Source organism: Janthinobacterium sp. JF4 (genome assembly GCF_059617925.1).
In genome coordinates, this window is record NZ_JCAQAV010000037.1 from 26,232 (window position 1) to 50,497 (window position 24,266).

The following is a 24,266-nucleotide window of genomic DNA, read 5'->3' on the forward strand; positions in this document are numbered from 1 at the left end:
GAAGTGAGTTTCGGTTGAACATCGTAAAAACCTGATCCATATCGGGCCAGTATGGTTTTTATCAATGTTATACTTGACCGCTAACGCCCTAATTCTAACAAACAAGAACAACAATATAGCGGGTCGACCAGTCTCGGCGCACACGGCAGTTCTGTGGCGCGGCACCCCCGGTGTCCGCGCCTGTCTGTCGTTTTGCCAGGCTGGCGGCCGCTCCACTTGCAAAGTACGATGAGCAATCTAAAGATTTACAACACCCTGGCTCGCGAGAAGCAGGTATTCGTCCCGATGGAAGCGGGCAAGGTACGCATGTACGTGTGCGGCATGACCATCTACGATTATTGTCATATTGGCCATGCGCGCATGATGATGGCGTTCGATGTCATCTACCGCTGGCTGAAAGCCTCCGGCTTCGACGTCACCTATGTGCGCAACATTACGGACATCGACGACAAGATCATCCGCCGCGCCGTGGAAAACGGCGAGACGATTTCCCAGCTGACGACGCGTTTCACCCAGTACATGGATGAAGACACGGCCGCGCTGGGTATCTTGACGCCCGACCATACGCCGCGCGCCACCGAATACGTGCCGCAGATGCTGCGCCTGATCGAACAGCTGGAAGCGAAGGACCTCGCTTACCAGGGTTCGGATGGCGATGTGAACTATGCCGTGCGCAATTTCCCCCACTACGGCAAGCTGTCGGGCAAGTCGCTTGACGACCTGCGCGCAGGCGAAAGAGTCGACGTGAACACGGGCAAGCGCGATCCGCTCGACTTCGTGCTGTGGAAGTCGTCGAAGGATGCCGAGCCGGAAGAGGTCAAGTGGGATTCGAAGTGGGGCAAGGGGCGCCCGGGCTGGCATATCGAATGCTCGGCCATGTCGTGCGCCCTGCTCGGGGAACAGTTCGACATCCATGGCGGCGGCGCGGACTTGCAATTCCCGCACCACGAAAACGAGATTGCCCAATCCGAAGGCGCGTTCGGCCATACCAGCGTGAATTACTGGATCCATAACGGCTTCGTGCGCCTGGACAATGAAAAAATGTCCAAGTCGCTCGGCAATTTCTTCACCATCCGCGAAGTGCTGCAAAAGTTCGATGCCGAAGTGATCCGCTTCTTCATCCTGCGCGCACACTACCGCAGCCCGCTGAACTATTCGGACGTGCATCTCGATGATGCGCGCCTGTCCCTGACCCGTTTGTACACGGCGCTGGCTGACGTGGCGGTGGAAGAGGGCGCCATCGACTGGAGCGAAGCGCACGCCGTGCGCGTGGCCGAGGCGATGGATGACGATTTCAACACGCCGCTGGCCGTGGCAGCCCTGTTCGACCTGGCGACGGAAGTCAACAAGAGCAAGTCGCCATCCCTGGCGCGTCAATTGAAGGGTCTGGCGGGCGTGTTCGGCTTGCTCGAGCGCACGCCGCAGCAATTCCTGCAGGCGACCGTCGGCGCTGCCGCTGGTGGGCAGGACGAGGCTGCCGGCATCGAAGCGGCCATTGCGGCGCGCAGCGCGGCGAAAAAGGCGCGCGATTTTGCGCAGTCCGACAAGATCCGCGCCGAACTGCTGGCGGCGGGCATCATTCTCGAAGACAAGCCTGACGGCTCGACCAACTGGCGCCGCGCATGATGGCTACGTCCAGGGAAAATGGGGAAGCGCCCAAGGTGACGGACTTGGCGCAAGTGATCCAGGTGCCGCACTACTGGGAAGAGGCGAAGATCGAGCTGATGAAGCGCGACCGCATCATGAAAAAGCTCATCCCGCAATTTGGCGACCTGCATCTGGTCGGCCACAGCGACCCGTTTACGACCCTGGCCCGTTCGCTGGTGGGGCAGCAGATCACGCCCAAGGCGGCCGATGCCGCCTGGAAAAAGCTGCTGGCCGCTTGCCCGAAATGCACGCCTTCGCAAGTATTGAAGGCAGGCGCCGAGCAGTTGTCCGCTTGCGGCTTGTCCAAACGCAAGACCGAATACATCCTCGACCTGGCCGATCATTTCAAGGCCAAGCGCGTGCACGCGAGCCAGTGGGATCAGATGGATGACGAAGCCGTCATCGCCGAACTGGTGCAGATCCGCGGCATTGGCCGCTGGACAGCCGAGATGTTTCTGATATTTAATCTGCTCCGGCCGAATGTCTTGCCGCTCGACGACCCCGGTTTGATCCAGGGCATCAGCGTCAATTACTTCTCCGGCGAACCAGTTTCCCGCAGCGATGCGCGCGAGGTTTCCGCCAATTGGGAACCGTGGCGCACCGTGGCGACGTGGTATCTGTGGCGCAGTCTCGACCCTGCAGCCGCCCCTGCCGCAACCGATGCAGCCCCCGGCGCAGCAGCCGGTACGGTAAAATAAACATAGATGACGCCGCGCGCCCTGGCGCCGTGGCCGGTAAAACCTGGAGGTACAATGACTAAAACGACTTTCCTCAATTTTGAACAGCCGATCGCGGAACTCGATTCCAAGATCGAAGAGTTGCGTTTCGTGCAAGACGATTCGGCCGTCGACATCTCGGAAGAGATCGACCGCCTGGCCAAGAAGAGCCAGCAGCTGACCAAAGATATCTACGCCAAGCTGACGCCTTGGCAAGTGGCGCAGATCGCGCGCCACCCGCAGCGCCCCTACACCATGGATTATGTGAATGAAATCTTTACCGATTTTCACGAATTGCATGGCGACCGCAGCTACGCGGACGATCTGTCCGTCGTCGGCGGCCTGGCCCGCTTCAACGGCCAGCCGTGCATGGTCATTGGCCACCAGAAGGGCCGTGACACGAAGGAGCGCGCCATGCGCAATTTCGGCATGCCGAAACCGGAAGGCTACCGCAAGGCCATGCGCCTGATGAAAGTGGCTGAAAAGTTCAACCTGCCCATCTTCACCTTCGTCGACACGCCCGGCGCCTTCCCCGGCATCGATGCGGAAGAGCGCGGCCAGTCGGAAGCCATCGGCCATAACCTGTACGTGATGGCCGAGCTGAAAGTGCCGCTGATCGCCACCATCATCGGTGAAGGTGGTTCCGGCGGCGCGCTGGCGATTGCCGTGGGCGATGCCGTGCTGATGCTGCAATACTCGACCTATGCCGTGATTTCGCCGGAAGGCTGCGCCTCGATCCTGTGGAAGAGCGCCGAGCGCGCCTCCGATGCGGCCGAAGCGCTGGGCCTGACGGCCCACCGCCTGAAAGCCATGGGCCTGATCGACAAGATCATCAACGAACCGCTGGGCGGCGCCCACCGCGATCCGAAACAGATGGCCACCTTGCTCAAACGGGCGCTGGCCGACACCCTGCGCCAGTTCCATGGCATGAAAACCAAGGACCTGCTGGCCGCGCGCCATGAAAAACTGCTGAGCTACGGCAAGTTCAAGGAAACCACGCCCAGCGAGTAAGCCGTCGCAGGTCGGCGTAGGTCGGCTTAGCGCAGCGTAAGCCGACATGACGTAAGCCGACAAGACAGTAGAACACACCAGGGACAGTCCGCTAAACGACACCATCCGTTTAGCAGCCTGTCCCTCTTTGCATTCCCGGAGTCCTGATTGAAAAAGCAACAAACCGCCACCGTCGCCGATACCTTCACCCGCGCGCTGGACGCCTGCGCGATGCCAGCGGGCGGCCCCGTCGGCATCGCCCTGAGCGGCGGCCTCGATTCCTCGGCCCTGCTGCACCTGGCGCATGCGTGGGCGCAGCAGCACGGCGTGGTTCTTTACGCGTTTCACGTGCACCACGGCCTGAGCCCGAATGCGGATGCCTGGCTGGCCCATTGCGAGCAGTTGTGCGCCAGCATGGGCATCGCCTTCGAGGCACGCCGTGTCACCCTGGAAAAAAATGCGAAGACGGGCACGGAAGAGGCGGCCCGCAAGCGCCGTTATGCAGCCCTGGGCGAACTGTGCGCCACGCATGGCGTGCGTCTGCTGCTGACGGCCCACCACCAGGACGATCAGGCCGAGACGGTGCTGCTGCAATTGCTGCGCGGCTCCGGCACGGCGGGCCTGTCCGGCATGGATGGCGCCAACAGCGCGCCCGAGCTGCTGGGCAACCCGGACCTGGTGATGGCGCGCCCGCTGCTGCCCGTGTCGCGCAGGCAACTCGAAGCGTACGTGGCGCAACATGCGATTGCGCACATCCACGACGAATCGAACGACGATCCCCGCTTTGCCCGCAACGCCTTGCGGCACCAGGTGATGCCCGTGCTGGCGCAGGCGTTTCCCGGTTTCCAGGAACGCTTTGCCCGCAGCGCCCAGCATGCGCAATCGGCGCAGCGCCTGTTGACGGAACTGGCGACGCAGGATTTGGCTGCTTGTCTCGATGGCGACTGCATCGAACTGGCGAAATTGCGCGCGCTGAGCGCGGACCGCTGCTACAACCTGCTGCGCCACTGGTTCGGCACGCGCGGCTTGCGCATGCCGTCGACGGCATGGCTGGCGGAAATGCTGGCGCAACTGCTGGAGGCGCGGCCCGATGCGCAATTGCTGGTGACGCATCCCGAATGCCATGTGCGGCGCCACCGCGACCGTTTATATCTGACGCCGAAGCTCAATGACCTGGCCGGCATGCGCGAGCGTGACGACGCGGGCATTCCCGGACTGGAAAAGGCTGGCCAGCAATTTGTGTGGCAAGGCGAGGCGAGCCTGGCGTTTCCCGCGTATGGCGGCGTGCTGCATTTCGATGCGGTGGAAGAGGGCGGCCAGGGCATCGATATTGCCTGGTTGCAATCTCAAACCTTGACGATCGACTTCCGCCAGGGCGGCGAGCGCTTGAAACTGGCCTTGAACCGTCCCACCAAGAGCTTGAAATACCATTATCAGGCGTTTGACGTGCCCGCCTGGGAACGCGAACGGCTGCCCCTTGTCTGTGCGGCGCAACAATTGCTGTTCGCGGCCGGTATCGGCCTCGATTGCCATTGCCTGAGTCTGCTGGACCGTCCCCGCGTCGCCTTGCGCTGGCTCTCCTGCTGAGCGTAAGGGCCGCCGCCAGGGCCACTCCCGGGGTGGCCGGCAAGTGGCTGCTCAAGCCGGCTGGACTGCATGGATTGGTTATTTCCATATGCGCAATCGGTATGAGCTAATGCGCTTTTTAGCTTGTTATTTTGCATTGCGGCATGTAGAGTAAAGCCCTCCTTTTTTATTCTTCTTGAGCGGAAACTTCACTCTTATGGCTTTAATCGTCCACAAATATGGCGGTACGTCGATGGGCTCGACTGACCGTATCAAGAATGTCGCCAAGCGCGTTGCCAAGTGGCACGACGCTGGGCATCAAATCGTGGTGGTGCCATCCGCCATGTCGGGCGAAACCAACCGCCTGATTGGACTGGCCAAGGAAATCATGGATCAACCCGATCCCCGTGAACTTGACATGATCGCCTCGACAGGCGAACAAGTGTCCGTCGGCCTATTGTCGATGGCATTGCTGGCGATCGGCAAACAAGCCGTATCCTATGCTGGCTGGCAAGTCGCGATCAAGACCGATTCCGCCTTTACCAAGGCACGCATCCAGTCGATCGATGACGAAAAAGTCAAACGCGACCTCGATGCGGGCAAGATTGTCATCATTACCGGTTTCCAGGGCGTCGACGAACACGACAACATCGCGACTCTGGGCCGCGGCGGTTCGGACACCTCGGCCGTGGCCATTGCCGCTGCCATGAAGGCAGCCGAATGCCTGATCTTCACGGACGTCGATGGCGTCTACACGACCGATCCGCGCGTGGTCTCCGAGGCGCGCCGCCTGAAGACCATCACCTTTGAAGAAATGCTGGAACTGGCTTCGCTGGGCTCCAAAGTGCTGCAAACGCGTTCGGTGGAATTTGCCGGCAACTACCGCGTGCCCACGCGCGTGCTGTCGTCGCTGACCGACCCGATGTTGCCGCTGGAAATAGAAGCCAATTCAGGCACCCTGATTTCGTTTGAGGAAGATACAAACATGGAACAAGCAGTCATCTCCGGCATCGCCTTCAACCGCGATGAAGCCAAAATCACCGTGCTCGGCGTGCCCGACCGCCCAGGCGTGGCGTACCACATCCTGGGACCGGTGGCGGACGCGAATATCGAAGTCGACATGATCATACAGAATCAGTCGGTCGACGGTAAAACGGACTTCACCTTCACCGTCTCGCGCGGCGAATACACGCGCGCGCTGGCGGTGCTGGAAGCGAACCGCGAATCGCTGGGCGCGGCCAGCATCACGGGCGACGCTAAAGTGTCGAAACTGTCCGTCGTCGGCGTGGGCATGCGCAGCCATGTTGGCGTGGCGTCGCAAATGTTCCGTACCCTGTCGGAAGAGGGCATCAACATCATGATGATCTCCACTTCCGAGATCAAGATCTCCGTGCTGATCGATGAAAAGTACATGGAACTGGCCGTGCGCGCGCTGCATAAAGCGTTCGAGCTGGAAAAAGCTTAAATATCCAAAAATATTGCCCCACGCCCTTGACCAAAGGGGGGGCAGTCGATATTATGACGTTCGTCGCTGCAGCGCAGTTAGCTACAGAGACATAGTTGAGTAATCAGCTAGGAGACGTGGCCGAGTGGCCGAAGGCACATCCCTGCTAAGGATGCATACGGCTTATACCTGTATCGTGGGTTCGAATCCCACCGTCTCCGCCAGAATCAAACAAAAAAGCCTCCCCTGCGGGAGGCTTTTTTGTTTGTCTGGACGGAACGGTGGGATTCGAAGGGCTGGGCCGTGCCGGCCCAGCCCTCTCCGAATCGCCCAACCACCGCGCTGCGCGCGGGACGTTGGCCGCGCAGCGGCCAACGACGTCCCCTCATCTCAGGCTCCAGCAGCCAGCACACACGCGGGGCAGCCAGCCGCGCGCAGTCCTCGCTGCGGTACAGTGCAGTCTTCGCCAACTCCATCTCAAATGTAAACCACATGACCACAAAAAAGCACGCCGCCGCAGCTGCCATGCTATGCGCCACCCTCTCGCCCGCCATGGCCGCGCCACCGTTCCTGGACGTGCTGGTGTATGAGTACGGGCAATGCGTGCAGCCCGCCTATCACCAGGCGGATATGCTGTTCTACGATGGGCCCGGCAGCTACCAGCTTGCCGTGAAGGACGAGACGTATACGATCGCCTTGCTGGAGCGCATGGGCTTTTCCTTGCAGGCGGGCATAGGCGGGCCCGTGGCGGCCGTCGTCAAGCTGGACCGGCCGCCAACGGGACAGTTCGAGGAGCAGGCGCGCTGGCGTGAACGCTGGCTGCGCGATGTGGCCGAGCGCAGCGGCGTGGAGCTTGAAGAACGGGCGCTGGCCGGCGGCGCGCGCCTGCTGGCCGTGAACAAGGGCGAGATCAAGGGGAACTATGTGGGCCAGTCCCTGCTGATCGATCCAAGACGGCAGTTGTTCATCGATATCGCGTGGCCGAACACCCTGGACATTTATCGCGGTGCCGATGGCCTGCGCCATGTGCGGCAAGTGCAGGACGACGTCTGGCAGCGCCTGCTGTCCTGTCCACCTGCCGCCTGATGCAAGCATGATGGCGCCGATACCCCTACAGCGCGCACGCGCATACGTAAATAATAATGATTCTCATTTATAATGCGAACAATGGGGTAGCGATGGGCTGGCGCCATGGCGCCATGGGCGGTGAAGGAGGGCATGATGGGCAGTGTGTATGGCAACGAGGACGCGATCGCGCGTGAGCATCGCGTGCTGATGGGGGAATATGGCCGCGCGCAGGCGCGCTGCAGTGCGCAGCTGGCTGCGCAGGCGGCCCGCATCGCGCAGCTGGAGTCGGAATTGCTGCGCGCGCGGGCGCAGGTCGTGATCCGCGATACGAAGCTGGCGCTGGCGCGCGACGAACTGGCCGAACTGGCGGCCAGCGTGCCTGGCTTGCCGACGCGTGCCAGGCTGGCGCGCAAGGTCGAATGGCTCGGTGAGCGCGTGCAGGACCTGATGCGCGAATTGCTGCGCCTGCAGTGGCTGCCCGTGCCAGCCTTGCAGGCCGACGTGCGCGAAAAAGCCGTGCTATATGTGGGCAACTATTCAGGCCTGGAGCCGGGCCGGGACGCGGGCGGCGCCAACGTGGCGCAGCAAGCGATCGAGCAGGCCGGCGGGCGCTTCCTGCATCATGCGGGCGGCGACGATGCGGCAGCGCTGGAAGCGGGCCTGGTGGCGGCCGACCTGGTGATTTGCCAGACGGGCTGCGTCAGCCACGACGCCTACTGGCGCGTGCACGATCACTGCAAGCGCACGGGCAAGCAGTGCGTGCTGGTGGACCAGCCGCAAGCCATGCATTTCGTGCGCAAAGAGGCGTTGGCCGCTTCTTAACGCCGGCTTAATCCACCTGGGCCACAATGTCCGTCCCTTCGACGTGATAGAAAGCGCCCATGCTGTCCCTGCAAATCGGCCCCCTGGCCCTGCCCACGGGCCTCGTCCTGCTGTTCGTCTTCCTGTGCGTCGCCTACGCCGTGGCGGGCTGGCTGCGCCGATACCGTCAACTGCCGGACGCCGGCCCCCTCGTTTCCGACATGCTGATCGCCGGCCTGCTGGCGGCGCGCCTGGCATTCGTCTTGCGCTGGCATGAACAGTATCTGGCGGCGCCCTGGTCCATCCTGAATATCCGCGACGGCGGTTTCATGGCGCCGGCCGGTATCGCCGCCGCGCTGGCCATCGCCGCGTGGCGCTGCCGGCGTCCCGCCATGACGGCCATGCGCCGTCCCCTGGCCATCAGTGTGGCGTCCGGCGCGCTGGCCTGGGGCGTGCTGAGCGCCGGCATATCGCTGGCGTATGACAAGCCGGTGGCCTTGCCCGTCGTGGCACTGCACACAGTCGATGGCGCGCCGGTGACCCTGGCGGCGCTGGCCGGCGGCAAGCCGCTGGTGGTGAACTTGTGGGCCAGCTGGTGCCCGCCATGCCGGCGCGAGATGCCCGTGCTGGCCGCCGCGCAGCAGGCGCGCGCCGATATCGTCTTCGTGTATGCGAACCAGCGCGAGGATGCGGCGGCCGCCAGCGCTTTCCTGGGCAGCAGCGGCGTCACCCTGCGCAATGTGGTGCTCGACAGCGAGGCGGCGCTGGGCAAGGCGGCCGGCTCCTCGGCCCTGCCCACCACCCTGTTCTATGACGCGCAGGGGCGCCTGGTCGATACCCACCTGGGCGAATTGTCCGATGCTTCGCTGGCCAGCAAGCTGCAGAAGATAGCGCCACCCGGTTCTCTCTGATAGTATACCCCCCTATAGTATTTATTGGGGTGGCATCATGGGACACACGACGCATAACAAGACCAGGCTGCTCAATCGGGTGAAGCGCATCCGCGGCCAGGTGGAAGGCCTGGAGCGGGGCCTGGAAGAGGGCCGCGACTGCGGCGAAGTGCTGCAGCTGATCGCCGCCGTGCGCGGCGCCGTGAATGGCCTGATGGCCGAAGTCATCGAAGAGCACTTGCGCGAGCACGTGGCCAGTCCAGATATCTCCGCCGACGAGCGGGCCAGGGGCGCCGACGACATCGCGGCCATTCTGCGCACCTACCTCAAATAGGGAGAGCGCCATGCAAACGCCATTCATCAAGGAAGACCTCTCCGCCTGGCAGCACGAACACGTTTTTGACAGCGGCAATGGCAAGGCGGAACGCCGCGCGCGCCTCGTCATGTGGATCACCCTGGCCACCATGGCGCTGGAAATCGTCGCCGGCTGGTGGTACAACTCCATGGCACTGCTGGCCGACGGCTGGCATATGAGTTCGCACGCGCTGGCCATCGGCCTGGCCGCGTTTGCGTATGCGGCGGCGCGCCGCTATGCGCGCGACCCCCGTTTCGCCTTCGGCACGTGGAAGATCGAGGTGCTGGCCGGCTACACCAGCGCCATCCTGCTGCTCGGCGTGGCCGTGCTGATGGTGGCGGCCTCCGTCGAGCGCCTGTTCTCGCCGCAGCCCATCGCGTATCCGCAGGCGATGGCGGTGGCGGCCTTCGGCTTGGCTGTCAACCTCGTGTGCGCGCTGATCCTCGGCGGGCACCACGACCATGATCACCACCATGGCCATGGGCATGACCATCACGGCCACCACCATGGCGAAGACCTGAACATGAAGGCCGCGTACCTCCACGTGCTGGCCGATGCCGCCACATCCGTGCTGGCCATCGTTGCGCTGGGCGGCGCGTGGGCCTACGGCTGGCGCTGGCTCGACCCGGTGATGGGTATCGCGGGCGCCGTGCTGGTGGCGCTGTGGGCGAAAAAGCTGGTGCAGGAGACGGGCAAGGTCTTGCTGGACCGCGAGATGGACCATCCGGTGGTGGACGAAATCCGCGAGGCCGTGGAAGTGGAAAGCGCCGGCGACACGCCGCGCATCGTCGACCTGCACGTGTGGAGAGTCGGCACGCAGCTGTATTCGTGCGCCTTGTCCGTCGTCAGCCGCGACGCCAGCCTGACGGCGGCCCAGCTGCGCGCGCGCATCGGCATTCACGAGGAAATTGTCCACAGCACCATCGAGATTGTGCGCCGCCCTTGATAATGATGGCGAAAAAAGCAAGCTGATGCGGGGCGTAGGCAGTATAATGTCGGCTTTTACAGCACGCGCTGTTCACCAGACAGAGAAGACAATGAGCACATTACCACCATGCCCGCAATGCAAATCCGAATTCACGTACGAAGACGGCAGCCAGTTGATCTGCCCTGAATGCGCGCATGAATGGTCGGCCACGGCTGCAGAAGCAGCGGAAGAGGGCGCCAAGGTATACCGCGACTCGGCCGGCAACATCCTGCAGGACGGCGACACGGTCAGCGTCATCAAGGACTTGAAATTGAAGGGCGGCGGCGGTGTCGTCAAGATGGGCACCAAGGTCAAGAACATCCGCCTGGTCGACAGCGACCACGATATCGACTGCAAGATCGACGGCTTCGGTTCCATGAGCCTGAAGACCGAGTTCGTCAAGAAGGTCTAAGGCTTTTGCCTGTCATACGGCGCGCTGGCTTCGTTCCTGCGCGCCGTTTTTTTATTCAGAATCCATGCAAATCGATCATCTCCGCCAGCGCCTGCGCGCCTTGGGCGCCAAGCCCCTGCACGAACAGCGCGTGCTGCGCGACTGGATACAGGGGCAGCCGCACGACCAGGGCCGGCGCCGCGCCGAGGATTTTTTGCCGCTGCCCGTGCGCGAGGCGCTGCCTGCGCTCGATGCCGAACTGCAGGGCATGCTGAAACTGCTCAGCACCCATCCGGGCGCGGACGGTTCCGCGCGCCTGCTGGTGGGACTGCACGATGGCCAGACGGTGGAAAGCGTGCTGCTGCCGCGCGACGGCCTGTGCGTGTCCAGCCAGGTCGGCTGCGCCGTCGGCTGCCAGTTCTGCATGACGGGCCGCGACGGCTTGATCCGGCAAGTGAGCAGCGGCGAGATCGTCGCCCAGGTGGTGCTGGCGCGCACCATGCGTCCCGTGAAAAAAGTCGTCTTCATGGGCATGGGTGAACCGGCGCATAACCTCGCCAATGTGATGGAAGCGATCGAGCTGCTGGGCACCGAGGGCAATATCGGCCACAAGAACCTCGTGTTCTCCACCGTGGGCGACCCGCGCGCCTTCGAGCGCCTGCCGCAGGGAAGGGTCAAGCCGGCGCTGGCCCTGTCGCTGCACACCACCAAGCCGGCGCTGCGCGACCAGCTGCTGCCGCGCGCGCCCAAGCTGTCGCCGCGCGAACTGGTGGACTTTGGCGAAGCGTATGCGCGCCTGACCGGCTACCCGGTGCAGTATCAATGGACCCTGATGGAAGGCGTCAACGATGGCGAGGACGAGATGGACGGCATCGTGGAACTCTTGAAGGGCAAGTACGCGGTGCTGAACATGATCCCGTATAACACCATCGCTGACTTGCCGTTCAAGCGTCCCAGCTGGGAAAAGGCGCGCGCGATCGCCGCCGCCCTGCACGCGCGCGGCGTGCTGACCAAATTGCGCGATTCGGCCGGGCAGGACGTGGAGGGCGGCTGCGGGCAGTTGCGGGCGCGTGAAGCGAAGGGTAGGGTCATTCCCATCCGCGCCAGCGGCGCCTAGAGGCCACCGAGCAAATCGTTTTCATTCAGTATCGCGAATGCGATTTCGGGATGCGCTGCCAGGCAACGGCGCACGGCGGCCGGAATGGCGGCGCGCGTCTTGCGGCACAGGCCGGGCCGTTCCAGCAGGCGGATCTGGAAGCCGCGCACGGTGCGCACTTCGCCGCTGCCCGGTGTGATCTGCAATTCCACGCCCAGGTTGCTCTTCAGCAGCAGCTGCAGCTTCTGCAACTGCGCATGGGTGGCGATGCCGTCGATATGCGCGAGCAGGCGCTTTTCTTCCGTCAGGTTCAGGCGCAGGATGGCAAGGTCCGCCTGCGGATCGTCGAGCAGGCGCTCGCGTTCGCAGTCGCATAACTGCGGCGGACACTCCTTGCGGACTTCAAAATCGACGATACGCATGTGCGGCTTCCAATGGCAACCCCGGATAAATCAAGTATCGTCCGGCACCTGGCGCGTGTCAATCAGCGCGGGCTGAGGATCAGGCGCCATCGGATCGACCCTTGTTCGCTGCCGTGCGGCGGCGTGAGTGGCCTTCCGTCGGGACGAAGTGGGTGGCCCCATTCTGGCACGCATTCGCGCGCGGCCTTGACCGCGTGTCTTGGCGCGTGCGCCGCCCTGTGTTGTAATGTTGCTCATCCCATTTGAACACGCAAGGCCATGAGAACCCGCATCAAGATCTGCTGCATCGCTTCCATCGACGAAGCGCAACTGGCCATCGCCGCCGGTGCCGACGCGCTGGGCCTGGTGGCCGCCATGCCGTCCGGTCCCGGCCCGATTCCCGACGCGCGCATCGCGCAGATCGCCGCCTGGACGCCGCCGCCCGTGGCCACCTTTCTATTGACTGCCGAGACGACGGCGCAGCGCATCGTGGAACACGTGCAGGCCACCCAGCCATCCACCGTGCAGATCGTCGGGCATGTCGATCCCGGCGAAGTGGCGCAGCTGGCGCGGCAGCTGCCGCACGTGCGGCGCGTGCAGGTGATCCACGTGGAGGGGCCAGAGGCGCTGGCGCTGATCCCCGCTTATTCGCCCCATGTGCATGCCTTTTTGCTCGATTCGGGTCGCCCCGGTGCGCGGGTCCCGGAGCTGGGTGGCACGGGCCGCACGCACGACTGGTCCGTCAGTGCGCGCTTCGTGCGCGCCAGCCCCCGTCCCGTCTTCCTGGCCGGTGGCCTGGATGCCGCCAACGTGGCCGATGCCCTGCGCCAGGTGCGTCCCTACGGCATTGACCTGTGCTCGCGCGTGCGCACCGATGGCAAGCTCGACGTCATGAAGCTGGCCCTGCTGATGGCCGCCGTGCGCGACGTGGATGCGGCGCTGTATGCGGAAGGCTGATCGCCGTCGCCAATGCGTTCATCTCGCGCACGAGCGCTGCTGTCAACGCCGCCCCCATGCAGCTGGCCGCGCCATCAGGCGCATGTTCTCCGGGACGATGGTGATGTCCGTGTTGGTTTCGACCAGGCAAGCCTTCCTGGTGCGGTGACTGCCTGATTTGATATTGGCCTGGCCCCGGCATTCGGGTTACAGTGGACAGGTCTGCTGTCACTGCAAAGGAATGGCCATGCTGGAATTGATCGGAGTGCTGGGATTGCTCGTCAGTATTATCGTCAAACTGATTTTCGTCCAGATCGGCGGGGCGGCCGAGGGTAAAGAGGATTGATAGGGAGTCAACCCAACAGCGTAAAGCTGGGGTCAGTTCTTTCGGAATCGGAATACGGTCTATTAGACCGTATTCCCCCGTCGGGTCTGACCCCGGGTTGTCGCCAACATAGCCACGAAATTTTGCGGTGTCTCCACAGCTTGCAAATGACAATTCAATGCTACCCCATCCCACTCCGTCAACTGCAAGCCCGCGCACTTGAGCGCCGCCTCGCGCGCCGTCCACGCCCGCGCCAGGGCCAATGGACGCCGGCCGGCGGGACAGGCGGCCAGTTCATCGGCCGCCTGCGGCCCCAGGTATTCGCGCGCCAGATTCGCCCAGTCGGGAATGTCCTGCACGCGCATCACATCGATGCCGACAGGGCCATGCAGGTGGACGGCGGCCAGCGACAGTCCCTCGTCATGGGAAAATGATAGTCCTGCCGCGCGGCCGGCCAGCAGCAAGCGGGGAGGGGCGCCCGGCATTGACGCCACCGAGACGGCCTCGATGTCCATCTCCAGCCACTGCGCGGCCGCCTCGCGCACGGTCTGGCGCAGGTGAACACGCGCTTGCATGCGGGACGGCGGCGGCACAATGCCGATCACCAGCAAGCCCTCTGCCGACCAGAACATCGTCGAATCCATCAGCTGCGCAGGGGCGCGGCCGGGCAGCCGGCCCAGTTGCTGCCGGCGGGGATATGTTCCCCCTTCATCACCAGGGTCAAGGGGCCCAGGCGCGCGTTGTCGCCTACCCTGGCGCTGTACAGCACGGAGCTGCGCGGGCCCAGGTAGACGCGCTGGCCGATCTCCACGTGGTCGATCTTCATCACGCGGTCTTCGAACAAATGCGTCTGTGGACAGGTGAGGGCGTTCAATTCGCTGTAGTCGCCGATGTGCACGCAGTCGAATTCCGTGAGGTCCGTCGTGTCCATGTAGACGCCGCGGCCGATCTTGCAGCCGAACAGGCGGAAGGCCAGCGGCAGCCATGGCGTGCCGCGCAGGTAACGCATGAAGTTGGGCACGGCGATGCCTTCGTACAGGTTGGTCACGCCTTCCGATATCCACACGAACGGCGTCCACATGGGCGCCGCGTGCTTGCGGTAGCGTCCCAGCAGCAGCCACTTGAACAGCACGACCACCAAAAAATTGCCGATGCCGTAGGCCAGGCCGGCGATAGCCAGGTCGCCCACCACTTCGCCCCAGCGTCCCGCGCCCGCAATCGGCATCACGTCCAGCACCAGGGTGTAGCCGACGGCGATCACCACCGCGTGCGGCGCGACGATGCGGAACGCTTCGATCAGGCTGCGGCCCAGGCGGCGCAACAGCGATGGCTTGAACGTCAGGTGCTCGGCAAAGCCGCTGACCTGCTCGCGCGCGGGCAGGTGCATGGGGGGAGAGCCCAGCCAGGTGTCGCCGCTGTGCATCTGTTCATTGCGCGGCGCATGCGTGTGCACGCCGATCAGCACGTGTTCGGGCAGCGTGGTGCCGTCCGGGATATAGCTGCCGTTGCCGACAAAGCTGCGGTGCGAAATGACGGTGGGGCGCATGGTCATCCAGCCGCCGTCGATCTGCTCGTCGCCCAGCATGACGGCGTCGGCGATGAAGGTGTCGTCGCCCAGGGTCAGCATGTCGGGCACCACGCCCAGCGCCGTCGAAATCTCGGCGCCCTTGCCCACCTTGGCGCCCAGCAGGCGATACCAGTACGGCGCGTACACGGTGGCGTAGATGCCGTGCAGGACGTTCAGGCTCGATTCCTGGATATGGCTGACCAGCCACTTGGCGCAATAGAGATTGCTGTGCATGGGCGAGCTGCCCGGCTTCAGGCGCGGCAGCGCACCCCAGCGGATGGCGGCCGACAGCAGGGCCGTGAGCACGATCAGCACGGCGCTGGCGGGGAAGGCCAGCAGGAAGTAGCGGGCCAGCTGGGTCGTCACGTCGCGGCCCTGCAGCCACGGCATCATTTCGCGCTCGTCGAACCAGTCGATCAGCACGAAGCTGGGGAAGACGGGCATGAAGAACAGCACGGCGATGAGGACCATGCCGAAGCAGAAGAACAGGGTTTCGCCCGTCAGGCGCAGGCGCGAGACGGCGGGGCGCGGCGGCTGGCTGGCCACGTCAAACGCGCCAATGTCGCGCGCGGGAGAACCTGTGTAAACCCGCCCCGCAGGCACCGAGGCGCCATCGGCCAGCGCCGACTGGCCCTCCAGGTGGCCGAAGGCGCCCACACTGGTATTGCCTTCCATGATCGCGTAAGAGCTGATGCAGGCGTCGTCGCCGATGCGGATCTGGCCCAGCAGCAAACGGCCCCGTTCGACCCTGGCATTTTCAAAGTTGACGGCATTGCCCACGCTGACGTTGTCGCCGATGGACAGCAGGTCGGGCGCGCGCAAGGTCATCGAACCGATGACCACTTCCCTGCCCACTTTCGCGCCCAGCGCGCGCAGCCACCAGCTGTTCAGGGACGAGCCGCTGAGCAGGTAGGCGGGCGCCGATTCGACCAGGCGGTCGGCCAGCCACCAGCGGTAGTACGTCACGCCCCACAGCGGATAGCTACCCGGCTTCAAACGTCCGGCGATCAGCCACTTGCCGGCGATCGCGATGGCAAATTCGGCCAGGGTCGCGAGCAAGAACACGCCGATCGAGGCGGCGATGGCGCGCGGCACGGTGTCGCCCGTGTCACCCGTGAAGAAGTGGTAGGTGAAGAAGGGCGCCATCCACTGCGCCATGCGCAAGGTGACGAGGCCCGGCACGGCTGCCGCCTGCGCCGCGCCGCAGATCCAGCGCTTCAGGGTCGATGGCGGCGTCCACTGCGCTTCCGGCGTGGCCAGTGCGGGCGCCTCGTTCAGGACGGCGGCGATCTTGCCGATCTGCCGGTTCTGGTAAATGTCGCGCACCGTCATGTGGGCGTAGGCCGGATCGGCGCGCAGGGCGGACGCCAGGCGCGCGGCCAGGAAGGAGTGGCCGCCGAGGTCGCTGAAGAAGTCCAGTTGGCGCAAGATCGCCTGGCCGGGGAACAGCTTGGCCAGGGCCGCGAACAGGGCCGCTTCGGCCGGCGTTTCCGGCACGTCCGATACACCCGCCTCGCCGGCCGGCGGGGCGGACAAGGGCATGGCCTTCAGGGCCTTCCTGTCGATTTTTCCCGAGGTCAGGCGCGGCATCAGCGGCAGCAATTCAAAACGGCCCGGCACCATATATGGCGGCAAGTGCAGGTTCAGGGCCGCGCGCAGCGTTTTCGCGGCCAGGGCATCGCCGGGCGCCTCGTCGCCGCCGACGATATACGCCACCAGCTGGTCGATGCCGTCATCCTTGCGCAGCAACACGGCCACCGTGCCCACGCCCGCCTGCTGCGCCAGCACGGCTTCGATCTCGCCCAGCTCCACGCGGAAGCCGCGAATCTTCACCTGGTCGTCGGCGCGGCCCAGGCACAGCACCTGGCCATCGGCATCGATGCGGGCCAGGTCGCCCGTGCGGTACAGGCGCGCGTCCTCCTCGCTGCTCGCCCACGGGTTGGGCAGGAATTTTTCCAGCGTCAGGTCGGGCCGGCCCAGGTAGCCGTCGGCCAGGCCGGGGCCGATGATGCACAATTCTCCCGTCTCGCCGCGCGCCAGCAAAGTCAATGGACGGTTTTCTCCCGGCTCGCTCACCTGCAGCACCAGCAAGCCGTAGTTGGGCAGCGGCGTGCCGATGGTCACCGGTTCGCCGGGCCGCAACCGCGCCAGGCTGCACGAGACGGTCGCTTCCGTGGGACCGTAGGTGTTGAACATGGCGCGGCCCGGGCGCGACCAGCGCTCGACCAGGGATTCCGGGCACATCTCGCCGCCCAGATTGATCAGGCGCAGGCTCGGTACTTCCTCGGCGAACAGGGCCAGCAGGGTCGGCACGGCGTGCAGCACGGTGACCTTGTTTTCGGCCAGCGCGCGCGGCAAGGCTTCCGGGTCGCCCGAGATATCCTTGGGACCGAGCCACAGGGTGGCGCCCACCAGGTAGGCGATCCAGATTTCTTCGAACGACATATCGAAGGCGACGGAAAAACCCTGGTAGACGGTGTCGGCTTGCGTCACTTCCAGCACGGCGTTTTCGCTGCGCAGGAAGTGGCAGATGCTGCGCTGATTGATCAATATGCCCTTGGGCTTGCCCGTGGAGCCGGACGTGTAGATCACGTACGCGGGATGTTCGGGCAGCACGCTTGCGCGCGCGGGCAGCACTTCGCCCGGCGCGGCGGGGGCCAGCAGGCTTTCCGCCGTCCACACGGGGCGCTGGATGCCCGCGTCAAACAGGCGCGGCGCGAATTGCGCGCAGCTGACGACGCCAGCGCCATTGGCGTCATCGAGGCACACTTGCAGGCGCTCGACGGGCGTGTCTTCATCGACGGGCAGCCAGGCGGCGCCCGCCTTGGCGATGGCCGCCTGCATCAGCAGCAGCGGGGCGCCGCGCGGCAGCCACAGGGCCACGATGTCGCCGGGCTTGACGCCAGCCGCCACCAGGCGCGACGCGGCCAGGCCAGCCTGGGCATCGAGTTGCGCATACGTGATGCGGCGTCCGCCATCGATCAGCGCGATCTGCTGGGGGCAGCGGTGGGCCGTCGCTTCCAGCAGGTCGGCCAGCACTTCCTCGCGCAGCAGATCGGCTCGCGGCGGGCCGTACAGGATGTCGGCGTGGGTGGAAGGAGTGCCTGGGCTGACTGCGGTGAAATCGTTCATGGATGACGCTTATCTGTGATGCGGAGTATGGAATCTGACGGGCTGCGCGTGGCGCGGCACAGTCGATACATTACAGCACGCAAGACATTTCAGCGTTGCAGAACGGGGAATTTTGCGGGGCTTTCGGCAATTGTGTGGCTGCAGGCTCAACTGCCATGATTACGGAATGTAAATCGCTGAAACATGGCGCCGATTTGCGCCAACGTGTGCGCCGCCGGATAGCCGTGCAGGGGGCGGCCCGCCAGCGCCGCGTCCGCGCAGCCTTCGGCGCGGAACTGCTGCAGTACGTAGTTGTCGACGCCTTTGGCGGCCAGGGTGGTGGCCAATGCCAGCAACTGTTCATCCGGCAGCAGGTCCGGGTGGGTGGTGGTGCGGCACTCATAGGGCACGCCGCTGGCCAGGATGGCGTCCAGGCAGGCGCGCGCCGGATCGCCGCTGCCAGCCACGCCGGTCACATGACGATAGCCGGCAAACGGCGCCTTGATGTCGAAGCCGACCCAGTCGACCAGGGGCAGCACTTCCTGCAGGCGCTGCGGATAGATGCAAGCCGTGTGCAGGCCGATGCCGAACCCCAGTTCCCTGACGTCCAGCATGGCGCGCCCCAGCGCCGGGTCCATGCACGCTTCGCCGCCGCTGAAGACGACGGCATCGACCAGGCCCACGCGGCGGCGCAGCCAGGCCAGCACGTCCTGCCACGGCATGGTGCCCTGCGGCGTGCGCGCCTGCAGGTGCGGATTGTGGCAATAGCCGCAACGCCAGGGGCAGCCCTGCACGAACACCACGGCGGCCAGCTTGCCCGGGTAGTCGGTGGCGGAAAAGGGCGTCAGGCCGCCCACTTTCAACTCAGCCACGGCAGGCGGGCTGGCCAACCCGGGCGCTCGCTTCCGTAAAATACTGGCGCTCGTGGAATTCGCCCTGCTTGCCGATGTTGAACGAGGCGACGGGGCGGTGGTAGCCCATCACGCGGGTCCAGATTTCGCAGCGCTGGCGTTCGCTGTCGAGCAGGGTGATGGCGGGAGTGAAGTCGGGACGTGCATTCATGGTGTTTCCTTGAGTGGGTGAGCGAGATCGGACTGCTTGCGGGCGATCAGTTCCGCGTCGCAGGTGGGACAGAATTCATGTTTGCCGGCCAGGTAGCCATGGCGCGGACAGATGGAAAACGTGGGCGTGACCGTGATATAGGGCAGCGAGAAGCGGCTCAGGGCGCGTTTCACCAGCTCGCGGCAGGCGTTCGCGTCCGACAGCGCTTCCGTCATGTACAGGTGCAGCACCGTGCCGCCCGTGTACTTGCGCTGCAGCGCGTCCTGCAATTCCAGGGCCTCGAACGGGTCGTCCGTATGGCCGACGGGCAGCTGCGACGAGTTCGTGTAATACGGATTGTCCGTGGTGCCGGCCTGCAGGATGGCGGGATAGCGCTTGCGGTCTTCGCGGGCGAAGCGGTAGGTGGTGCCCTCGGCCGGCGTCGCTTCCAGGTTGTACATATGGCCCGTCTCTTCCTGGAATTGCACCATGCGGGCGCGCACGTGGTCGAGCAGGCGCATGGCCAGCGCATGACCTTCTGGCGCCGTGATGTCGTAGGCGTCGCCGCTGAAATTGCGGATCATTTCGTTGATGCCGTTGACGCCCAGGGTGGAAAAGTGGTTGCGCAGGGTGCCCAGGTAGCGCTTCGTGTAGGGGAACAGGCCTTGCTGCATCAGTTCCTCGATGGTGTGGCGCTTGATTTCCAGGCTGGTCTTGCCCAGTTCCAGCAGGCGGTCCAGATCGGCCAGCAAGGCTGGCTCGTCGCCGCGCCACAGGTGGCCCAGGCGCGCGCAGTTGATGGTCACCACGCCCAGGGAACCGGTCTGCTCGGCCGAGCCGAACAGGCCGTTGCCGCGTTTCAGCAGTTCGCGCAAGTCCAGCTGCAATCGGCAGCACATGGAGCGGATCATGTTCGGCTTGAGTTCCGAATTGATGAAGTTCTGGAAGTAGGGCAGGCCGTAGCGGGCCGTCATCTCGAACAGGCGTTCCGCATTTTCGCTATGCCAGTCGAAGTCCTCGGTGATGTTATACGTCGGGATGGGGAAGGTGAAGACGCGGCCCTTGGCGTCGCCCGCCATCATGATCTCGATGTAGGCGCGGTTGATCATGTCCATCTCCGCCTGCAGCTCGCCATAGCTGAAGCCCATCTCCTGGCCGGCGATGACGGGAATCTGCTCGCGCAGGTCGTCCGGGCAGACCCAGTCGAAGGTGAGGTTGGTAAACGGCGTCTGCGTGCCCCAGCGCGATGGCACGTTGAGGTTGAAGATCAGCTCCTGCATGTACTGGCGCACGTCTTCGTAGCGCAGGCTGTCCTTGCGGATGTAGGGCGCCATGTAGGTGTCGAAGGAGCTGAACGCCTGCGCGCCGGCCCATTCGTTTTGCAGGGTGCCGAGGAAATTGACGATCTGCCCGATGGCGCTCGACATGTGTTTCGGAGGACCCGATTCGATCTTGCCCGGCACGCCATTCAAGCCTTCGTGCAGCAGGGTGCGCAGCGACCAGCCGGCGCAATAGCCGGCCAGCATGTCGAGGTCGTGGATGTGCAGCGCCGCTTCGCGGTGCGCCGCGCCCACTTCCGGCGGATACACCTGGTCCAGCCAGTAGTTGGCGATGACCTTGCCCGACACATTGAGTATCAGGCCGCCCAGCGAGTAACCCTGATTGGCGTTGGCGTTCACGCGCCAGTCGCGCCGCTCCAGGTATTCATTGATGGACGCGGCGACATCGACCTGGCCGCGTGTGGGGGAAACTGCATTTGTCGTCATGAAACCTCCAATAAACACAACATGCGGTGTTTTTATGGAGATTAATCACTAAATGTAGTGACGTCAAAGGGCGCGTGCAGTTGCGTGACGAATCCTTGATGCAGGTGAAAAAACCACCTTAGCCGGTTTTGTTCCAGCGCGTTTCGCGCAGGATCAGCCAGCTCGCGCAAAAGAACGCGGCGCCGCAGGCGGCGATGCTGGCGACGGAGGCGGGCAGCACGTGCGCCCAGATTTCCAGCGGCGAATAGGTACTCCAGCTGGCCACGCGCGCGTCGAAGGTGACGTAGTTCGCCAGCAGCCAATAGACGGCCAGCAGGCCCGTGCAGAAGGCAGCCTGACGCAGCAGCGGCATTTGGCGGCGCGCGAACACGGCCAGCAGGAATAGCAGCAGCACGCCCGGATACGCGCCCAGCACCTCCGGCGACAGCACGGAGATGGTCCCTGCGTCATAGCCATCGACCGGGCCGGCCCACTGCACTTGCAGCGCGGTGAGGAACAGGGTGAGCAGGAAAATCAGCAGCGGTTTGCGGGTCATGGCGGGCAATCGGACAGGGAGAAAAGTGGGCATTTTACAGCCAGGTCAAGCAAGTTGAACGCGCGCCAGCCATGCATGCATTCCTTCACCTGCGTCAAGGACTGGGCGGTATGGGCGGGGCTATAGTCTGCACCCTGAGCCGATACAGGACTGTGAACATCATGATGCTTGAATCAACCACCGCCACCCGCGTGGCCGGACCGCTGGAACTGGTCTGCCCCGCCGGCAGCCTGCCTGCCTTGAAAGCGGCCGTCGACAATGGCGCCGACACCGTGTACCTGGGTTTTCGCGATGCCACGAATGCGCGCAATTTCGCCGGCCTCAATTTCGACGAGAAGGCCATCGCCGAAGGCGTGCGCTACGCCCATCAATATGGACGCAAGGTGCTGCTGGCGCTGAACACCTATCCGCAGCCGCACAACTGGGCCGTGTGGCGCAGCGCCATCGACCGCGCCGCGCAGGCCGGCATCGACGCCATGATCGTGGCCGATCCTGGCCTGATGGCGTATGCAAGCGAGCACCACCCGCAGCTGCGCCTGCACCTGTCCGTGCAGGGCTCGGCCACCAATTACGAGGCCATCAATTTTTACCGCGAACACTTCGGCATCGCCCGCGCCGTGCTGCCGCGCGTGCTGTCGATGGCGCAGGTGGAGCAGCTGATCGCCAAGACGGAAGTCGAGATCGAGGTCTTTGGCTTCGGCAGCCTGTGCGTGATGGTCGAAGGGCGCTGCGCGCTGTCGTCGTATGCGACGGGCGAGGCGCCGAATACGCACGGCGTGTGCTCGCCGGCGAAATCCGTGCGCTGGCTGGAAACGCCGAACGGCCTCGAATCGCGCCTGAACGGCGTGCTGATCGACCGCTACGCGCCCGGCGAAAACGCCAGCTATCCCACCCTGTGCAAGGGGCGTTTCGAAGTCAACGACGAAGAGTATTACGCCATCGAGGAGCCGGCCAGCCTGAATACGCTGGCGCTGCTGCCGCAACTGATCGCCATGGGCGTGCGGGCCGTGAAAATCGAAGGGCGCCAGCGCAGTCCCGCCTACGTGGCGCAAGTCACGCGCGTGTGGCGCGAAGCGATCGACGCCTGCCGCGAAGGCAATGCGCGCTACGCCGTCAAGCCGGGCTGGATGGCGGCCATGGACAAGTTGGCCGAGGGCCAGCAGCACACTTTAGGTGCTTACCATAGATCTTGGAAATAGAGGATGAACATGCTGAAGCTTTCACTGGGTCCCTTGCTGTACTACTGGCCGCGCGCCACCGTTTTCGAGTTTTACCAGCAGATCGCCGGCAGCGCCGTCGATGTCGTGTACCTGGGCGAAACCGTGTGCTCGCGCCGGCATGAGGTGCGCCTGGCCGACTGGCTCGATATCGCCGACATGCTGGCCGCTGCCGGCAAAGAGGTGGTGCTGTCGACGCAGGCGCTGATCGAGGCGGGCGCGGAACTGGCGACCCTGCGCCGCATCACGGGCAATGGCCGCTACGGCGTCGAGGCCAACGACATGGGCGCCGTGCACTGCATGGAAAAGGGCACGTCCTTCGTCGCCGGCCCCCATTTGAACCTGTTCAACGGCCCCAGCCTGCAACTGCTGGCGCGCCTGGGCGCGCGGCGCTGGGTGATGCCGCTGGAAATGGGGCAGACGGCGCTGGCCGAGATGCAGCGCCAGAAACCGGAAGGGCTGGAGACGGAAGTATTCGCCTACGGCCGCATGCCGCTGGCGTTTTCCGCGCGCTGCTTCACGGCGCGCAACCGCAACCTGCCGAAGGACGATTGCGGCTACAGCTGCCTGGAAGAGCCGGACGGCCTGCTGCTGCGCACGCGCGACGAAGTGCCCTTCCTCGTGCTGAATGGCACGCAGACGCAGTCGGCGCTGGTCTACAACCTGGTGCGCGAACTCGATGCCATGCGCGACATGGGTGTGGCGGTGGCGCGCATCAGCCCGCAGGCCATGCACACGGAACAAGTCATCGCCACCTTCGACCGCGCCCGCCGCGGCCAGGTCAGCGGCGTTGGCGCTCAGGCCCAGCTGGCGGCCTGCCAGCCGGCCGGCGCCTGCGACGGCTACTGGCACGGCCAGCCCGGAATGGAACAGCACGCCGCTCATTGAACGCATCGAAAGGAAGCACCATGCAAGATCAACTGGAAAGATTGCCCGTCCCGGCCAAGCCCGCCATGAGCAAGCCCGCCATGTCGTACCGGCTGCCCGAACCGCTGGCCGAATTGCTGTCCAAGCTGCCGCCGTATCCCGCCTCCTGGCTGTTCGTGCAAGGCTTGAACCGCTTGCTGGCGCCGCAATTGCCCGACGACGTGCGGCGCAGCCTGGAGGGGCGCAGCCTGCGCTTGCGCCTGCTCGATGCGGGCATCGCCTTCGATTTCGAGTGGCAGGGCACGGTGTTCGTGGCGGAGCGCTATGTCGACGTGCCGGACCTGTGCATCGCCGCCAGCGTGCATGATCTGATGCTGCTGGCGCGGCGCCAGGAAGATCCGGACACGCTGTTCTTCAGCCGCCGCCTGAGCCTGGAAGGCGATACGGAACTGGGCCTGCTGTTCAAAAATACGCTCGACGCCATCGAGTTGCCGCCGTTTGACTTGCAGGCGTTGGGACCGCGCCGCGTGCTGGCGCATCTGCGCGACCGGGGCGCGCGGGAAGGCTGA

Annotated in this window: 23 protein-coding genes and 1 tRNA gene; 17 read left to right on the top strand and 7 right to left on the bottom strand. The window is 64.4% G+C overall.

Annotated elements, in window-relative coordinates; translation table 11 throughout:
• Window positions 1-228 precede the first annotated feature (228 nt).
• From cysS to AC54AF_RS21700, 13 genes are all read left to right on the top strand, one after another.
• Entirely contained in the window at window positions 229-1,626 is a 1,398-nt protein-coding gene (cysS, locus tag AC54AF_RS21640) for a cysteine--tRNA ligase (RefSeq protein WP_496638176.1), read from the top strand.
• Window positions 1,626-2,345: a DNA-3-methyladenine glycosylase family protein gene (locus AC54AF_RS21645; protein WP_496638197.1), complete on the top strand. Its 720-nt coding sequence runs from the start codon at window positions 1,626-1,628 to the stop codon at window positions 2,343-2,345. The genes cysS and AC54AF_RS21645 overlap by 1 nt, the downstream gene beginning before the upstream one ends.
• Window positions 2,346-2,399: 54 nt before the next feature.
• The gene (locus AC54AF_RS21650) at window positions 2,400-3,374 is read left to right on the top strand and encodes an acetyl-CoA carboxylase carboxyltransferase subunit alpha (protein WP_034756951.1); all 975 of its coding nucleotides are present in this window, start codon (window positions 2,400-2,402) and stop codon (window positions 3,372-3,374) included.
• 147 nt (window positions 3,375-3,521) lie between these two features.
• Window positions 3,522-4,940 (top strand): tRNA lysidine(34) synthetase TilS, encoded by a 1,419-nt coding sequence (gene tilS / locus AC54AF_RS21655; protein WP_496638177.1) that lies wholly within the window; start codon window positions 3,522-3,524, stop codon window positions 4,938-4,940.
• A 196-nt stretch (window positions 4,941-5,136) separates the two neighbouring features.
• The gene (locus tag AC54AF_RS21660; RefSeq protein WP_035817435.1) at window positions 5,137-6,384 is read left to right on the top strand and encodes an aspartate kinase; all 1,248 of its coding nucleotides are present in this window, start codon (window positions 5,137-5,139) and stop codon (window positions 6,382-6,384) included.
• 110 nt (window positions 6,385-6,494) lie between these two features.
• Window positions 6,495-6,587: transfer RNA gene (locus AC54AF_RS21665), tRNA-Ser, on the top strand.
• 268 nt (window positions 6,588-6,855) lie between these two features.
• A complete protein-coding gene (locus AC54AF_RS21670) occupies window positions 6,856-7,449 on the top strand; it encodes a hypothetical protein (protein ID WP_496638178.1) in 594 nt (197 codons plus the stop codon).
• Between the two features lie 276 nt (window positions 7,450-7,725).
• Window positions 7,726-8,253 (top strand): DUF2325 domain-containing protein, encoded by a 528-nt coding sequence (locus AC54AF_RS21675; protein ID WP_496638198.1) that lies wholly within the window; start codon window positions 7,726-7,728, stop codon window positions 8,251-8,253.
• A gap of 59 nt (window positions 8,254-8,312) precedes the next feature.
• Entirely contained in the window at window positions 8,313-9,143 is an 831-nt protein-coding gene (locus tag AC54AF_RS21680; protein ID WP_496638179.1) for a TlpA family protein disulfide reductase, read from the top strand.
• 37 nt (window positions 9,144-9,180) lie between these two features.
• Window positions 9,181-9,456 carry a metal/formaldehyde-sensitive transcriptional repressor gene (locus tag AC54AF_RS21685; protein ID WP_496638180.1) on the top strand — a complete coding sequence of 92 codons (276 nt, stop codon included), beginning with the start codon at window positions 9,181-9,183 and terminating at the stop codon, window positions 9,454-9,456.
• A 10-nt stretch (window positions 9,457-9,466) separates the two neighbouring features.
• Complete coding sequence (gene dmeF, locus AC54AF_RS21690; protein ID WP_496638181.1) at window positions 9,467-10,423, top strand: CDF family Co(II)/Ni(II) efflux transporter DmeF; 957 nt, start codon at window positions 9,467-9,469, stop codon at window positions 10,421-10,423.
• Window positions 10,424-10,514: 91 nt separating this feature from the next.
• Window positions 10,515-10,856, top strand: a complete 342-nt coding sequence (locus AC54AF_RS21695; protein WP_131686765.1) for a zinc ribbon domain-containing protein YjdM — start codon at window positions 10,515-10,517, stop codon at window positions 10,854-10,856.
• A 64-nt stretch (window positions 10,857-10,920) separates the two neighbouring features.
• Window positions 10,921-11,952 carry an RNA methyltransferase gene (locus tag AC54AF_RS21700; RefSeq protein WP_496638182.1) on the top strand — a complete coding sequence of 344 codons (1,032 nt, stop codon included), beginning with the start codon at window positions 10,921-10,923 and terminating at the stop codon, window positions 11,950-11,952.
• On the opposite strand, the gene AC54AF_RS21705 is transcribed toward AC54AF_RS21700, so the two are convergent.
• Entirely contained in the window at window positions 11,949-12,353 is a 405-nt protein-coding gene (locus AC54AF_RS21705) for a hypothetical protein (RefSeq protein ID WP_496638183.1), read from the bottom strand. The two genes, AC54AF_RS21700 and AC54AF_RS21705, sit on opposite strands and share 4 nt — an antisense overlap.
• A gap of 258 nt (window positions 12,354-12,611) precedes the next feature.
• Here AC54AF_RS21705 and AC54AF_RS21710 point away from each other — a divergent pair, with 258 nt between their 5' ends.
• Window positions 12,612-13,289 carry a phosphoribosylanthranilate isomerase gene (locus tag AC54AF_RS21710; protein ID WP_496638184.1) on the top strand — a complete coding sequence of 226 codons (678 nt, stop codon included), beginning with the start codon at window positions 12,612-12,614 and terminating at the stop codon, window positions 13,287-13,289.
• A gap of 387 nt (window positions 13,290-13,676) precedes the next feature.
• On the opposite strand, the gene AC54AF_RS21715 is transcribed toward AC54AF_RS21710, so the two are convergent.
• The 6 genes from AC54AF_RS21715 to AC54AF_RS21740 all read right to left on the bottom strand — a co-directional run bounded on the left by AC54AF_RS21715 (window position 13,677) and on the right by AC54AF_RS21740 (window position 21,613).
• Window positions 13,677-14,237, bottom strand: a complete 561-nt coding sequence (locus tag AC54AF_RS21715; RefSeq protein WP_496638185.1) for a 4'-phosphopantetheinyl transferase family protein — start codon at window positions 14,235-14,237, stop codon at window positions 13,677-13,679.
• Window positions 14,237-18,292, bottom strand: a complete 4,056-nt coding sequence (locus AC54AF_RS21720; protein ID WP_496638186.1) for a Pls/PosA family non-ribosomal peptide synthetase — start codon at window positions 18,290-18,292, stop codon at window positions 14,237-14,239. The genes AC54AF_RS21715 and AC54AF_RS21720 overlap by 1 nt, the downstream gene beginning before the upstream one ends.
• Before the next feature lie 146 nt (window positions 18,293-18,438).
• Entirely contained in the window at window positions 18,439-19,143 is a 705-nt protein-coding gene (locus tag AC54AF_RS21725) for an anaerobic ribonucleoside-triphosphate reductase activating protein (protein WP_496638187.1), read from the bottom strand.
• Window positions 19,136-19,333 carry an anaerobic ribonucleoside-triphosphate reductase gene (gene nrdD / locus AC54AF_RS21730; RefSeq protein ID WP_071078116.1) on the bottom strand — a complete coding sequence of 66 codons (198 nt, stop codon included), beginning with the start codon at window positions 19,331-19,333 and terminating at the stop codon, window positions 19,136-19,138. Before nrdD ends, AC54AF_RS21725 begins: the two co-directional genes overlap by 8 nt.
• Entirely contained in the window at window positions 19,330-21,078 is a 1,749-nt protein-coding gene (locus AC54AF_RS21735) for a ribonucleoside triphosphate reductase (protein ID WP_496638188.1), read from the bottom strand. The genes nrdD and AC54AF_RS21735 overlap by 4 nt, the downstream gene beginning before the upstream one ends.
• 118 nt (window positions 21,079-21,196) lie before the next feature.
• Window positions 21,197-21,613, bottom strand: coding sequence for a hypothetical protein (locus tag AC54AF_RS21740; protein ID WP_496638189.1), 417 nt, complete (start codon window positions 21,611-21,613; stop codon window positions 21,197-21,199).
• Window positions 21,614-21,774: 161 nt separating this feature from the next.
• Between AC54AF_RS21740 and ubiU the strand changes: the two genes are divergently transcribed.
• The 3 genes from ubiU to ubiT are packed head-to-tail and all read left to right on the top strand — an operon-like array spanning window position 21,775 to window position 24,266.
• Entirely contained in the window at window positions 21,775-22,812 is a 1,038-nt protein-coding gene (gene ubiU, locus AC54AF_RS21745; RefSeq protein ID WP_496638190.1) for a ubiquinone anaerobic biosynthesis protein UbiU, read from the top strand.
• A 9-nt stretch (window positions 22,813-22,821) separates the two neighbouring features.
• Window positions 22,822-23,718, top strand: coding sequence for a ubiquinone anaerobic biosynthesis protein UbiV (gene ubiV, locus AC54AF_RS21750; protein ID WP_496638191.1), 897 nt, complete (start codon window positions 22,822-22,824; stop codon window positions 23,716-23,718).
• A gap of 20 nt (window positions 23,719-23,738) precedes the next feature.
• Window positions 23,739-24,266: a ubiquinone anaerobic biosynthesis accessory factor UbiT gene (gene ubiT, locus AC54AF_RS21755; protein ID WP_131686755.1), complete on the top strand. Its 528-nt coding sequence runs from the start codon at window positions 23,739-23,741 to the stop codon at window positions 24,264-24,266.

Bases quoted from the DNA above. Each gene is read 5' to 3' on its own strand.
- dmeF (WP_496638181.1), top strand. From the start codon at position 9,467: ATGCAAACGCCATTCATCAAGGAAGACCTCTCCGCCTGGCAGCACGAA.
- AC54AF_RS21715 (WP_496638185.1), bottom strand. From the start codon at position 14,237: ATGGATTCGACGATGTTCTGGTCGGCAGAGGGCTTGCTGGTGATCGGC.
- AC54AF_RS21735 (WP_496638188.1), bottom strand. From the start codon at position 21,078: ATGACGACAAATGCAGTTTCCCCCACACGCGGCCAGGTCGATGTCGCC.
- AC54AF_RS21685 (WP_496638180.1), top strand. From the start codon at position 9,181: ATGGGACACACGACGCATAACAAGACCAGGCTGCTCAATCGGGTGAAG.
- AC54AF_RS21680 (WP_496638179.1), top strand. From the start codon at position 8,313: ATGCTGTCCCTGCAAATCGGCCCCCTGGCCCTGCCCACGGGCCTCGTC.
- AC54AF_RS21720 (WP_496638186.1), bottom strand. From the start codon at position 18,292: ATGAACGATTTCACCGCAGTCAGCCCAGGCACTCCTTCCACCCACGCC.
- AC54AF_RS21740 (WP_496638189.1), bottom strand. From the start codon at position 21,613: ATGACCCGCAAACCGCTGCTGATTTTCCTGCTCACCCTGTTCCTCACC.
- AC54AF_RS21660 (WP_035817435.1), top strand. From the start codon at position 5,137: ATGGCTTTAATCGTCCACAAATATGGCGGTACGTCGATGGGCTCGACT.
- nrdD (WP_071078116.1), bottom strand. From the start codon at position 19,333: ATGAATGCACGTCCCGACTTCACTCCCGCCATCACCCTGCTCGACAGC.
- AC54AF_RS21705 (WP_496638183.1), bottom strand. From the start codon at position 12,353: ATGCGTATCGTCGATTTTGAAGTCCGCAAGGAGTGTCCGCCGCAGTTA.
- AC54AF_RS21670 (WP_496638178.1), top strand. From the start codon at position 6,856: ATGACCACAAAAAAGCACGCCGCCGCAGCTGCCATGCTATGCGCCACC.
- ubiU (WP_496638190.1), top strand. From the start codon at position 21,775: ATGATGCTTGAATCAACCACCGCCACCCGCGTGGCCGGACCGCTGGAA.
- AC54AF_RS21650 (WP_034756951.1), top strand. From the start codon at position 2,400: ATGACTAAAACGACTTTCCTCAATTTTGAACAGCCGATCGCGGAACTC.
- AC54AF_RS21710 (WP_496638184.1), top strand. From the start codon at position 12,612: ATGAGAACCCGCATCAAGATCTGCTGCATCGCTTCCATCGACGAAGCG.
- AC54AF_RS21695 (WP_131686765.1), top strand. From the start codon at position 10,515: ATGAGCACATTACCACCATGCCCGCAATGCAAATCCGAATTCACGTAC.
- cysS (WP_496638176.1), top strand. From the start codon at position 229: ATGAGCAATCTAAAGATTTACAACACCCTGGCTCGCGAGAAGCAGGTA.
- AC54AF_RS21645 (WP_496638197.1), top strand. From the start codon at position 1,626: ATGGCTACGTCCAGGGAAAATGGGGAAGCGCCCAAGGTGACGGACTTG.
- ubiV (WP_496638191.1), top strand. From the start codon at position 22,822: ATGCTGAAGCTTTCACTGGGTCCCTTGCTGTACTACTGGCCGCGCGCC.
- ubiT (WP_131686755.1), top strand. From the start codon at position 23,739: ATGCAAGATCAACTGGAAAGATTGCCCGTCCCGGCCAAGCCCGCCATG.
- AC54AF_RS21700 (WP_496638182.1), top strand. From the start codon at position 10,921: ATGCAAATCGATCATCTCCGCCAGCGCCTGCGCGCCTTGGGCGCCAAG.